This window comes from Micromonospora foliorum (assembly GCF_022229015.1).
In the GTDB taxonomy this organism is placed as follows: Bacteria; Actinomycetota; Actinomycetes; order Mycobacteriales; family Micromonosporaceae; genus Micromonospora; species Micromonospora foliorum.
In genome coordinates, this window is sequence record NZ_JAKKFF010000583.1 from 1 (window position 1) to 12,988 (window position 12,988).

At 69.9% G+C, this 12,988-nt stretch carries 11 protein-coding genes and 1 pseudogene; all 12 read left to right on the forward strand.

What is annotated here, in order from left to right; translation table 11 throughout:
* Window positions 1-222: pseudogene (locus PSH25_RS32955) on the forward strand (WxL protein peptidoglycan domain-containing protein); the annotation flags it as partial.
* Window positions 223-370: 148 nt separating this feature from the next.
* Window positions 371-1,954 (forward strand): TIGR03773 family transporter-associated surface protein, encoded by a 1,584-nt coding sequence (locus PSH25_RS32960; protein ID WP_238662811.1) that lies wholly within the window; start codon window positions 371-373, stop codon window positions 1,952-1,954.
* Window positions 1,951-3,534 (forward strand): anchored repeat ABC transporter, substrate-binding protein, encoded by a 1,584-nt coding sequence (locus PSH25_RS32965; RefSeq protein ID WP_238662774.1) that lies wholly within the window; start codon window positions 1,951-1,953, stop codon window positions 3,532-3,534. Before PSH25_RS32960 ends, PSH25_RS32965 begins: the two co-directional genes overlap by 4 nt.
* A gap of 11 nt (window positions 3,535-3,545) precedes the next feature.
* Window positions 3,546-4,526 (forward strand): choice-of-anchor M domain-containing protein, encoded by a 981-nt coding sequence (locus PSH25_RS32970; protein ID WP_502361373.1) that lies wholly within the window; start codon window positions 3,546-3,548, stop codon window positions 4,524-4,526.
* A gap of 26 nt (window positions 4,527-4,552) precedes the next feature.
* Window positions 4,553-5,266, forward strand: a complete 714-nt coding sequence (locus PSH25_RS32975) for an anchored repeat-type ABC transporter ATP-binding subunit (protein ID WP_372492895.1) — start codon at window positions 4,553-4,555, stop codon at window positions 5,264-5,266.
* Complete coding sequence (locus tag PSH25_RS32980) at window positions 5,266-6,171, forward strand: anchored repeat-type ABC transporter permease subunit (protein ID WP_238662777.1); 906 nt, start codon at window positions 5,266-5,268, stop codon at window positions 6,169-6,171. The genes PSH25_RS32975 and PSH25_RS32980 overlap by 1 nt, the downstream gene beginning before the upstream one ends.
* Window positions 6,172-6,234: 63 nt before the next feature.
* Window positions 6,235-6,891: a choice-of-anchor M domain-containing protein gene (locus PSH25_RS32985; RefSeq protein WP_238662778.1), complete on the forward strand. Its 657-nt coding sequence runs from the start codon at window positions 6,235-6,237 to the stop codon at window positions 6,889-6,891.
* Complete coding sequence (locus tag PSH25_RS32990) at window positions 6,888-7,538, forward strand: choice-of-anchor M domain-containing protein (RefSeq protein WP_238662779.1); 651 nt, start codon at window positions 6,888-6,890, stop codon at window positions 7,536-7,538. The genes PSH25_RS32985 and PSH25_RS32990 overlap by 4 nt, the downstream gene beginning before the upstream one ends.
* 508 nt (window positions 7,539-8,046) lie before the next feature.
* Window positions 8,047-9,525 carry a Y4yA family PLP-dependent enzyme gene (locus tag PSH25_RS32995; RefSeq protein WP_238662780.1) on the forward strand — a complete coding sequence of 493 codons (1,479 nt, stop codon included), beginning with the start codon at window positions 8,047-8,049 and terminating at the stop codon, window positions 9,523-9,525.
* Between the two features lie 11 nt (window positions 9,526-9,536).
* A complete protein-coding gene (locus tag PSH25_RS33000; protein WP_238662781.1) occupies window positions 9,537-10,841 on the forward strand; it encodes a pyridoxal-phosphate dependent enzyme in 1,305 nt (434 codons plus the stop codon).
* A gap of 1 nt (window position 10,842) precedes the next feature.
* Window positions 10,843-12,033 (forward strand): aminotransferase class V-fold PLP-dependent enzyme, encoded by a 1,191-nt coding sequence (locus PSH25_RS33005; protein WP_238662782.1) that lies wholly within the window; start codon window positions 10,843-10,845, stop codon window positions 12,031-12,033.
* 112 nt (window positions 12,034-12,145) lie between these two features.
* A complete protein-coding gene (locus PSH25_RS33010; RefSeq protein WP_238662783.1) occupies window positions 12,146-12,907 on the forward strand; it encodes a methyltransferase domain-containing protein in 762 nt (253 codons plus the stop codon).
* Window positions 12,908-12,988 lie beyond the last annotated feature (81 nt).

Here is a 12,988-nt window from a genome sequence, read left to right on the forward strand (position 1 = left end):
GTGGCCCCCGCCCGGGAGGAGGGCCGTGCCGAGGCCAGCAGGGAGACCGAACGGACCCAGGACGGCGGGCAGGCCGCGGCCCCCGCCGCGATCGGCGCGGGCTCCCGGGGCGGTGGTGGCAGCGTGCCGCCGGATCGCCCGGTACCGGACGCCGATCGTCGCGAACCGGGCCACCACAACCGACAGCCGGGCATTGACCGCGCGGTGCGGGACGAGCGATGACACGGCTGTGCCGAACCGGGGGTGCCGCGCCGGCCCTCTCCATCGCATCGGGCGGCGTCAACGCCGCGAGTCACGCCGTCACGGCGCGGCACGACGTCGATGAACTACTACGAAATCGTCTGGGGAGCAGGCAATGAGGATGAGAACCATGCGCGCCGGCGCCGCCGGTCTCGCGTTTGCCGTACTGGCGTTGGCCGTTGGGGGTGTGCCGGCGGTCGCGCAACCGGCTGCGGTCAGCGCGGTCGGTGCGGACCTGGTGTCCGTCGCGCTGAACGGCGACTCGATGTCGCTGCGGCTGCGCGACGCCGCGCAGGTGTCCCTCGGCGTGGCCGGACACGACCCGGCCGAGGTGGTGCTCGGCCCGGATGGCGGGCTGGCCGGCCGGGTGCCGGCAGGGAAGAGCTTCGCCTTCCTCGGTCCGCCGGGGCACGTCGTGTGGTCGCTGTCCGCGGGCGACAGCGGGTTCCCCGCGCTGGACACCACCGACGTACGACCCGGCGTCGTCACCGACGACGCGGTGGCCCTCACCGTGCGCTCGGTCGAGGGGCCGGGAACGTTCACCGCGTACACCCTGTCCGGTCTCGGCACGGCGACCCCGCTCTTCGGCAGCGGCCCGGGCCTGAAGCGGACGGTGCGGCTGCCGGTGGCGACCCGGACCGGCGGCGTGGTCTGGGCCTTCGACGCGGCCGGTGACTACCGGTTGACCCTGACCGGCTCGGCCACCCTGCGCTCCGGCGAGAAGGTCGGCGCCGAGGCGACGTACCGGGTGCGGGTCCCCGCGATCAGCCCGGTCGAGCAGGCGCCACTACCGGCTCCAGCGAAGCCGGCGACGCGCCCCGACGGGCAGTCGACAACGCGCGCACTCGCCCCACCCCCGGCTGCGCCGAAGCCCGCCGCCACGCCGAAGCCCGCCGCTGCCGCACCGGCGGTCCCGAAGGCGGCGGCCACCACCGCCACGGGCGCCCGCCAGGTGATTGCCGACGGGCACGTCGACATGGGCCCCCAACTGCCCGGCGACAGGTGGACGATCCGGATCAAGGACGACCGGACGAGCCCTCCCGTCTGGCGGGAAACCGCCGACGTGGTCCTGCAGGTCAAGGACAACGCCAAGATCACGGTGCCGGCCGGCGCCGACTTCCTCGGCAAGCAGGGCGACACCGTGTGGCTGCTACCCCAGTCCCAGCAGGCGGGCATCGTCTGGCCCGGCTGGAACACCCAGCACGAGTCCGTCGTGTCGGGTGTCAAGGGCAACGTCACGTGGACGCTGAAGGGCGTCAACGGGCCCGGCCGGTTCGCCCTCTTCCTGACCGGCTCGTTCGGCAAGGCCGACGTTTTGTTCGACTCCGCCAAGGCGTTCCCGCAGCAACTGGGCGTCCCGCTGAACACCCACGCGCACGGCAACTGGGCGTTCAGCACGCCCGGCCTGTACCGCCTCGCCGTGCAGATGAACGGCACCACCAGCGCCGGCAAGGCGGTCACCGACACGAAGACGCTTACCCTCGCCGTCGGCGACAGCACCGACCCGAACAGCGGCTTCGGCTCCGGCGATGGCACCGGGAGTGGCGGGGACAACGACGGGGGAGACCAGGGCGGTGCCGGCCGTCTCCCGCGCACCGGCGCCGATAGGGTGCTGACGGCGGGCGCGGCCGGCGTGGTTCTCGTCGCCGTCGGGGTGCTGCTGGTGCTGTTGACCCGTCGCCGCCGCGCCGGCCTCGCGACGGCAGACGCATGAGCCATCTGGTCGCGCCACGGCTGCGGAAGGCGATCCTGCCGCTGCTGATCGTGGGGCTGATCGCCGGCTGCCGGTCGGAGGTGGCATTGACCGCCGACGACGACCGGGTCCAGGTCATCACGACCACCGGCATCCTGCGGGACCTGGTGAGTAACGTCGGTGGTGAGCGAGTGGCCGTCAGTTCCTTGGTGCCGGACACCGCCGACCCGCACAGCTATGAGCCGTCGCTGCGGGACGTCCGGGATGTCGTCTACGCCGACGTCGCGTTCAGCAACTACCTGCTCCTGGAGGAGCAGGCCGTCATCAAGGCACTGGACGCAAACCTGCGCGACGGTGTACCGAACATCTCGCTGGCCGAGGGCGCGGTGAAGTACGCCGCGGAGATTATCCCCCTGGTCGAGGACGTGTCACTGGACACCATCTGGCTGGGCATGCGAGTGCGCGGCACCGGTGCGGCGCAGGGCGCGAACCGCGCCTCCGACGTGCTGCTCAGTGCGACCGCCGCGGACGGACCGGGTCGGGTACGGGCGTACCTGACCGAGTCGTTCGGCAACCCGTCGTTCTACGTCGACTCCGGCGACGGGTTCGACGCCGCCAACGGCTACCGGGACGACACCGCCACGCTGCCGCCCGACGCCCACACCCACATGAGCTGGGCGTTCACCAAGCCCGGCGTCTACCGGCTGACCATGCGGGCGCACCTGGCGGTGACCCCCGAGACCGCGCCCGTGTCCCTGGGGGAGCAGGTGTTCACCTTCGCCGTCGGAGTGGACCCGCACTCGGTGCCAGGGATGGCGGGCGCGGAGGTGCTGAACGCCGGCCACGCCGACGTCACGGTCGACCTCGACGAGCGCCGGCTCTACCTGTTCGCCGACCCGGAGGGCAGCGGCGAGGCCAACCAGCGGGTGTACGACCCGGCCAGCACCGTGATCGAGGTGCCGAACAAGGCGCTGCTGGAGGTGCCCGGTGACCGCAGGTTCCGGTTCCTCGGCCGGCCCGGCACCCAGGTCTACCAGCTCCCGCAGGCGGTGCTCGGCAAGCACGTGCACGGCGAGATCGACCCGCACCTGTGGCAAAACGTCCGCAACGCCATCTCCTATGTGGAGCTGATCCGGGACACCCTGATCGGCGTCGACCCGCAGGGCACGGCGGATTACCGCGCGAACGCCTCGGCCTATATCCGGGAACTGGAGACGCTCGACACCCAGGTCCGGGACACCATCGCCCGCATCCCGCCGTCACGACGCCACCTGGTCAGCACCCACGACGCGTTCGGCTACCTGGGCCAGGCGTACGGGATGCAGATTTCCGGCTTCGTCACCCCGAATCCCGCCACCGAGCCGAGCCTCGCCGACCGCCGCCGTCTCACCGAGACGATCCGCAACCTGAAGATCTCCGCCGTCTTCCTGGAGCCCAACCTGGCGGCCCGATCCACCACTCTCACCGAGGTGGCCCGCGAGGAAGGGCTGCGGGTCTGCCCGATCTACGGCGACACCTTCGACCGGGACGTCACCACGTATGCGGACATGATGCGGTTCAACGCCGAATCGCTGCACGACTGCCTGACCACGGACAAGTGATGGAGGAGACAGTGACGGCAGGACGGGCGCGACGCCGCCCCGGTACGACAAGCGCCATCCTGCGATGCGTGGTGGCCACGGTCATCGTGCTGGCCACGACGCAGACCCCGGCCCGGGCCGAGGAGCCGACACCGGGCCTCGGCCAGTCGATCGCCGCCGACCAGCCCCTGGCCACCGGCCGGGTGGAACTGGCCACCGGGCACGTCGACATCGGCCCCCGCTACGTCGACAACCAGTGGACGCTGCTGATCCACGACGGCACGCAGGCGCGACCGGTGTGGCGTAACCCCGACGAGGCTTTGCTCCGGATCTCCGACGCCGCGCTGCAGACCGTTCCCGACGACCCGGCGTACGCCTTCCTCGGCGTCGACGCCGGCAAGCGGGTGTACGTGGTGCCGCAGACCCAGAACCAGAACGTCGTCTGGCTCGGCTGGAACACCCAGGACCCCAGGGTGATGCAGACCATCGACCGGGGCGTCACGCTGACCCTGCTCGGCGTACGGGGACCGGGAAACCTTACGACCTACCTGCAGTCGGGCAACTTCGCCGCACCCCAGCCGCTCTGGCGCTCCGCCGACCCCACCGCGCAGCCGTTCTGGGCCGAGGTCAACACCCACACCCACGCCAACTGGGTGTTCACCGCACCCGGCGTCTACCTGGTCGCGGTCCGGGCGTCGGCGGAGCTGATCAACGGCGAGACGGTTTCGGCGACCCGCACACTGCGCCTCGCCGTGGGCGACACCACCAGCGCCGACGAGGCGTTCGCCGCCATCGCGGACATCCCCGCCGCAGCCGGGCAGGCACCTGCTGGCGAGGACCGGGCCGCAGACAACGGGTCTGCCGGCACGTCGACGACACCCCTGCTCATCGCGCTGGGAGGCACGGCCGCCCTGCTCGCCGTCGGGCTGGTCCTCCTGCTGCTACGCGGACGCGGCGCGAAGCGCCGGGCGGAACAGGAACGTGCGGCTGCGGTGTCGGAGGGCCAGCGGTGAGAGCACTCGACATCGAAGGGTTGGACGTGGACCTCGGCGGCCGGCCGGTCCTGCGGGACATCCGGCTGCACCTGGACCGGGGCGAACTGGTCGGGCTGCTGGGCCCCAACGGCGCCGGGAAGACCACTCTGCTGCGCGCCGTCCTGGCCCTGACCCGCACCCGCGGTGGCACCGTGATGGTGGAGGGCAAGCCGTCGCGTCCCGGCCGTTCCGAAATCGGCTACGTCCCCCAGCGCCACGAGTTCACCTGGGACTTCCCCATCTCGGTCGAACAGGCCGTGATGAGCGGCAGGACCGGCCACATCGGCCTGCTCCGCCGGCCTGGCGTCGCCGACTGGCGGGCAGTCGGCGACGCACTGGACCGGGTACAGCTGACCGGGTTGCGGCGCCGGCCGGTCGGTGAGCTGTCCGGCGGGCAACGTCAACGCGTCCTGGTCGCGCGGGCTCTCGCCCTCGCGCCGCGCATCCTGCTGCTGGACGAGCCCTTCACCGGGCTCGACATGCCCACGCAGGAACTGCTGGGCGACCTGTTCACCAGCCTGGCGGCTGAGGATCGCGCGGTACTGATGACCACTCACGATCTCGTCGCAGCGGTGGACTCCTGCACCCGTCTGGTCCTGCTCAACGGCCGGATCATCGCCGACGGACAGCCGGCGGACCTGCAGGACGCCGAGCTGTGGACGAAGACCTTCGGGGTGAGTGAAACCTCCCCGCTACTGAAGCTCGTGAGGGCAACCTGATGTCGATCACCGATTTCCTCACCGACCTGCTCAACCCCGACCTTGCGTTCCTGCCCAAGGCGCTGGCGATCGCGGTCATGTCCAGCATCGTCTGCGGAGTCGTCGGCTGCTACGTCGTCCTGCGCGGCATGGCGTTCATCGGCGACGCCGTGGCGCACGCGGTCTTCCCGGGCATCGCGGTCGCCTTCGTCCTGCAGGGCAGCCTGGTGCTCGGTGGCGCCGTCGCCGGTGTCGCCACCGCCCTGCTGATCGCGATCTTCTCGCAGAACCGGCGGGTGAAGGAGGACTCAATCATCGGCGTCTTCCTGGTCGGCGCGTTCGCCCTCGGCATCGTGATCATTTCGCGGGCCCCCGGTTACGCCGGGTCGCTGCAGCAGTTTCTCTTCGGCTCGATCACCGGTATCCCGGACCGGGACCTGTACGTCGTCGGGGGCACCGGCCTGGTCATCCTCGGCCTGGTGCTCGCCCTGCACAAGGAATTCGTCGCGATCTGCCTGGACCGGGAGATGTCCCGCGCCATGGGGCTGTCGGTGTTCTGGCTCGACATCGTGCTCTACGTCCTGGTCACCCTGGCCGTGGTGATCTCCCTGCAGACCATCGGCAACATCCTCGTCCTGGCCCTGCTGATCACCCCCGCGGCGGCAGCCCGTCTGCTCACCGACCGGCTCGGCGTCATGATGCTGCTCGCCCCGCTGATCGGCGGCGTCTCGGCGACCGTCGGGCTGTACCTGTCCTGGAGCTACGACACACCGGTCGGCGGCACCATCGTCCTGGTCGCCACCGCGGTCTTCCTGGCCGCCTGGCTGTTCGCCCCGCGACACGGCCTCCTGACTCGACGGTGGCGACGCCCCGGCGGGCAGGAGATCGGCGACGACGCGCGTCCAGCCCTATCGGCGGCAAAGTAAAACGACTATCGTTTTCATTAAGCGTCGGTCCACTCGGGACCTTCGCGGGAGAGGAGTCTCTTCGTGCGTAGCACCATCCGTCATCTGCTGGCGTCGGGTGTCCTGGGCGTGGCACTGGTCGCCACGGCCCTGCCCGCCCAGGCCGCCACCACGTCTGCCGTGGTGTTCAACACCGGCCATCTCGACCTCGTCGACGTGGCCTACGAGGCCGGCACGCTGGAGGTCGGCATCCATGACGAGGACAATGACGTCGAGTACGGCACCGACGAGGTCAAGCTGGTCGTCAAGGGTCAGGCCAGGGTCACCGTCCCCGCCGACCCCGCCTACGCTTTCCTCGGCACCCCAGGCGTGTCCACCGTCTGGGTCCTGCCGCAGATCCAGAACACCAACCTGATCTGGCCGGGCCTCGCCGCCGAGGAGATCGAAGCCGGCGTCTTCGCAGGCGACGCGGTGACGCTGTCCGTGCAGTCGGTTGCCGGCCCCGGTCAGCTCGCGATCTACACCGAGAACGCCGTCGGCCAGCCAACCGTCCTGGTCGACAGCGGCGACGGCCTCCCGGACACCATCACGCTGACCGCCGGTGGCCACACGCACGCCAACTGGGCGTTCGACAAGGCTGGCACCTACTGCGTGACCGTGCGCGCCGCCGGCACCCTGGCCGCGACCGGCCAGCAGGTGACCTCCGACCCCGCCACGCTCCGCTTCACGGTCAAGGCGTGAACAGCATGCGTACCCGCAACAGGTTCTTCGCCGGTCTCCTTCTGACCGGCGCACTGCTCGTCGGCACCGCTACGCCCGTCGCCGCGGCACCGGTGGTGCTCTCCAGCGGCCATGTCGACATGATCGACGTCGACTACGCCGCCGGCGCGCTCACCGTCAACGTCCTGGACGGCACCGGCACCACCAGCGTCGAACGCAACCCCGCCGACGTGCTCTTCCGGGTGCCGAACACCGCCACAATCACCGTGCCCAGCGCCTCGGCCTGGTCCTTCCTCGGCACCGGCGGTCAGGCGTGGGTCCTGCCGCAGTCCAGCGCCGGACTGCTCTGGGTCGGCTGGAACACCGCCGAGGTGCCCAGCGGCATCTTCCAGAACAACCGGGTCACCTTCAAACTCACAAGCGTCTCCGGTCCTGCGGGCTTCAGCGTCTACACCGTCTCCGGCGGCACCCCCACCGTGCTGTTCGACAGCGGGAACGGCCTGCCCGACAGCCTCAACGTCAACTACAACACCCACGCCCACGTCAACTGGGGCTTCGACGCCGCCGGCACCTACGCCGTCACCTTCGAAGTCACCGGCATGCTCGCCTCCAGCGGCGCCACCGTCAGCTCTGGCACCAAGACCTTTACCTTCGAGGTTCTCTCCTGACCCGCCCCACCGCACCTGATCAGCCAACTCACCGTCGTTGTCCGACCCGGTAGGACGCGTGAGCCCCGGCGGATCCGATCGGCGCGGCGTCTACTACTCGTAGGCGCCGCGCCGAGGAGTGCCACCAGCTCCGACCTTCGCGGTGGGGCGTTGGCGGACCGCCATCGCCGGTGACAGGACAGCGTGATCAGCCCCGTGGGCCACAGGCTGGGGATCGTCGGCATCGCGGCCTGCGCCGAAGGCTGAACCGCCGCCGGCACCGCGTACCGCGATTGTTCAGCGTGCCCCGGTGCGGCAGGTGAAGACAATGACTTCGCGTCGCGGTCGTCGGTTCTGCTGGATTGTCGACGCATACATTGACGAGCATCGCCACATATGCGCACTCGTATATATGGCGGCGGGGTGTCCAGTCGCTGGTCTGCCGCCTCTTGGCGGGCGTCGGAACATCGGTTACGTTGAAGCAGGCCGTCGTCACTAAGGGTTTTCGGCGAGTGGGGTGGCGGCGTCCGTGGCGCCACGACTCACCCGAGGAGTCGCATTGCCTCTTCATCTGGCCCCGCAAATAGATCCGACGCTGCGGTCGGCGCTCGACGAAACCGTCCTGATGACACAATTAGCCGACGCGTTGGGGTCTCCACTCGGCGTGATTCTGCCACAGCAATTGGCGGACAACGTCGCCGCATTCCGATCGGTCTTTTCCGGCCACCGACTATCCGGTCAGATCTATTACGCGCACAAGGCCAACCGATCCAGTGCCCTGGTGCGCGAACTCGCCGCCACCGACGCGGGCATCGACGTGGCGTCGCTCGCCGAGCTGCAGCACGCGCTCGGTGCCGGCTTCGTGCCGCAGCGGATCATGGCGACCGGGCCGAAGAACGAGGAGTTCCTCTGGCTGTGCGCCCGCACCGGAGTCACCGTCAGCGCCGATTCGGTCGGCGAGTTGGCGACGCTCGCCGCACTGGTCACGGATTGGTCGTTGCCGCCCGTACGGGTGATGGCACGACTGTCGGGCTTCACCTCGACAGGCGTGCAGCTCGGCAGTCGCCGCAGCCGCTTCGGGGTGTCGGCCGCCGCAGTGAGCGAGGTCCTCGACACAATCGCAAAACACGCCGCTGCCCTCGATCTGGTCGGAGTGGCGTTTCACCTCGACACGATCGGGTTGCCGGAAAAGGCTGTCGCGTTGGAGGGCTGCCTCGGCGCCCTCGACGAGTGCCGTCGACGCGGTCTGCGCCCGTGGTCGGTCGACATCGGCGGTGGGTTCGGCGTGAACTACCTCGCTGACGGCACGCAGTGGGAGCAGTACACCTCCGCGTTGACCGAGGCAGTGCTCGGCAGACGGGCGCCACTGACCTGGAACGGGCACGGCTACGGGTTGCGCGCCGAGGGTGGCCACGTTCGGGGTGCGCTGAACCTGTACCCCGCCCACCGGCCCGTTTCCGGACCCGCGTACCTCGATCGGCTGCTGCGAACAACGTCCCCAGAGCAGCGCCGCCCACTCGGCACACTGCTGTTGGACAACATGTACGACCTGCACGTCGAGCCGGGTCGGGCGCTGCTCGACCAGTGCGGTCTGGTCCTGGCCAGCGTTCTGGAGGTACGCGACGAGGCCAACGGTGACACGATCGTGCGCCTGGACTGCAACGCACGCGATGTCAGCCTCGAGGAACACGGAGTCCTGATGGACCCGGTCGTCGTGCACCGGACGACCCCGGCCGCTCCGGGGCCCGCGGGGGTGTACCTGTTCGGCAACCTTTGTCTCGAAGCGGATCTCATCACCCGACGCCAGGTCTTCCTGCCGTCGCGGCCCCGCCCCGGCGACCTGCTGGCCTTCGTCAACACCGCCGGCTACCTGATGGACTTCAGCGCCACGCACGCGCTGCGCCAGCCGATCGGCCGCAAGGTCGCGCTGTACCGCGACGACGGCGCGTGGCGATGGTGCCTCGACGAGCAGTACTGGCCCGTTCACCATCGTGCGGAGGCACCATGAGGTTCGAGAGCATGACCGATGCCATCGGCAACACCCCACTGGTACGCATCGATTCCGCCGTGCACGGTCTGCGCAACATCGACCTGTACGCCAAGATGGAGCTGCTCAACCCGTTCGGCTCGCTGAAGGACCGCGCCGCGTGGAACATGGCCCGACCCCTGCTCGCCCAGGCCGTTGAGCGCGGTGACACAGTTGTCGAGTTGTCCAGCGGCAACACGGCCAAGGCCCTCGCGGTCATCGCCGGGATGCACGGGCTGACGTTCAAGAGCGTCACCAACCGCATGAAGGTCGCCGAGATCAAGGACCTGCTGCTGCTGCTCGGCGCGCAGATCGACGAGCTGCCCGGGCAGGCCGAATGCCTCGACCCCACCGACACCGACGACCCGCTGACCAGGATGTACCACCGGCTCGCCGGGTCGGGTGGCGGCTACCTGCACACCGACCAGTACTTCAACGAGCTCAACGTCGACGCGCACCTGAACGGCACCGGCCCGGAGATCGTGAAGGACCTCGACGGCCGAGCCCCGGACTACTTCATCGCCTGCGTCGGAACGGCCGGCTCCTCTACCGGCGTGGCGTCCGCGTTGCGCCAGCACAACCCTGACGTGCGCGTCGTCGGGCTGGTGGCGCACAAGTCCGACTTCATCCCGGGGATCCGCACCATCGACGAGGTGCACGAGGTCGGCCTCTTCGACCCCGACGTCTACGACACGGTGGAGACGATCACCGCCGACGACGCCATCGATGGTCTGCTGACTCTCGTGCGCCGGTGTGGCACGCTGGCCGGGCCGACCGGTGGCGGCGCCTACCAGGGCGCCGTACGCCATCTGCGCGCCATCGACGCGCAGCTCACCGAACGCCGCACGGCGGTCTTCATCGTCTGTGACCGCGTCGAGAGCTACATGAGCTACCTGCGGGAGCGGCGCCCCGAGCTGTTCGGTCGGCCACCGCGGCGTAACTCCGTCCGCACGGTTACCGACGCGGACGTGCGGCAGGCGGTGACCGTGGATGTCGCGGAAGCCGAGCGGTGGATAGCCGAGCGCCGAGGGCTGGTGGTCGACCTGCGCAGTCCGTTCGCGTACCAGGCGTTGCACATCGACGGCTCGATCAACATCGTCGACGAGCTCTTCGCCGAGTTGCTCCACGGTGGGCTGCCGTTCGGCCGCCGCCAGCCGGTGCTGCTGGTCTGCCCGGTGGGGGAGAAGTCCGCCCGCTACGCCGCTCTGTTGACCCGGATGGGGCATCCGGACGTACGCTCGCTCGACGGCGGGATCATCGCCTGGCGCGACGCCGGCGCCGAGCTGGTGCGCGACTGACATGGATGTTCTCGACGAGCTGCGCCCGTGGCAGGAGACGTTGCGCGGCCAGTTCCCGCTCATCACCGCCAACCCCGACGTGGCGTACCTGGACAGCGCCGCCACCTCGCAGAAGCCGCAGGCGGTCCTCGACGCCGTCCTGACCTATCTGACGACGGGCAACGCCAACGCCGCCCGGGGCACCTATCCGTGGGCGAACCGGACCACCACCCGCATCGAGCAGGCCCGCGACCGGCTGCGCCGCTTCCTCGACGATCCGGCGCCGCAGCGTTCGGGTGTGCATTTCGTCAGCGGCACCACCGAGGGCCTGCGCGCCATCGCCCGCGACTGGCTCGCCCCGCAGCTGCGCGACGGCGACGAGATCATCGTGCCGTTCGCCGATCACGCCGCCAACAACGAACCCTGGCTGGAAATCGCGCAGATGCTGCGGCACCACGGCATGTCCATCAACCTGCGGGCGATGCCCTACGACGCCGCCCACGACTACGACACCGACCGGCTGGCGGCGATGATCAATGATCGGACGCGCCTGATCGCCGCGACCCACGTGCACCACGTCTACGGCAACGACATGAACGTGCACCGGCTGCGCGCGGCTGCCGGACCGACCGTCCCGATCTGTCTCGACGCCGCGCAGGGCGTGGGACACCTGCCGCTGTCCACCACGGCGACCGACGTCGACTTTGTGGTGTTCTCCGGGCACAAGGCGATGGCGTTGCCGGGCACCGGCGCGATCTGGGCGCGCAACAAGCGCGGTCCGACCTACGCGCCGACCGGCTGGAACGGCTCACCCAACACCAGTGGCATCATCAGCCTGGTCGCCGCGCTGGACTGGCTCGACGCCGCCGGCCTGGACCGCGTCGCCCGGTGGAACACCGCGCTGGGCGCGCGGCTCACCGACGGGTTGCGCACGCTGTCCAACGTTGAGGTGCTGGGCTGTCAGAGCAGCCTGGCCGCCGACTCCCCGACGCAGCAGCGCCAGGGCATCGTGGCTTTTCGCCACCGTCTGATCGGCTCGAACGACCTCGGGTTCATCCTGGCCGCGCACGGCCTTCTGGTTCGCGCGGACGGTCACTGTCAGGGTGACCAGGGCGAGAAGACGGCATCCGTACGGGTGAGCACGCACGTCTACAACACCGCCGAGGAGGTGGACCGGCTCCTGTCGGTCCTGGCGGAGCTCGACCGCGATTGACCGACACGCACCGCGATATGCCGGTTCGTCTGCCGCGGATCGCCTACGCTGTCGGAAATGGCTTCCGTTATCGTGTGGCCGTCCTGTCCGCGCGCCGTCCCGGAGTGCACCCATGGCAACGACCGCCCGCGCCCCCGGCGCCGTGCTCGACCGCGCGCAAGCCGTCCGGTGGCGTGAGAGCTGGGCGCAGGTCATGGAAGGATTCGTGCCGCACCTGGCCAGCCTTGAGGACACGCTGTGCCGTGTCGCCGAGGCTGTTCGTGGCCGGTCGCCCGACCGGGTGCTCGATCTGGGTGGCGGACCAGGGCTGCTCGCCGAGCGGATGGTCCGGCGGTGGACCGATGCCACGATCGCCCTCATGGACATCGATCCCGTGCTACTCGCGCTGGCGCGCGGCGCCCTGTTGGGCGAGGTGCGGGCGCTGGAGGGCGACCTGTCGACGCCGGGCTGGGTGGACCGCGCGGGCGGCGGCTATGACCTGGTCACAGTGGTCATGACCCTGCACTACCTGCCCCCGGCTCAGGTGCGCGCGTTCTACGACGACGCCCGCCGTTGCCTGGCTCCCGGCGGGCTGCTCATCGTCGCTGACCTCATGCCCGACGAGGGCCTTCCATCGCTGATGGGCGCCTTGAACCCCGCCCCGGACGAAGCCGTCGCGGAGCTGGCCTGGGCGCAGTGGTGGAGCGGCATCGCGGACCTGCAGGTGCTGCGCCCGTTGCTGGCGCAGCGGGCGGCGATCTTCGAGAACCGCCCGCCGGCCGAGTTCACCGCTCCGGGCTCCTGGCATGCCGCCGCCGCTCGTGAGGCCGGGTTCGGCGAGGCCGGGATCCTCTGGAGATGTGGCAGGCACGCGGCGCTGGCGGCCGTGGCCTGAGAGTCGACCGTCCGGTCCCCGAGCGCTGCGGGGACGACACATGCACGTGTGGTCATCTCGCTATTAGACGATACTTAGTGA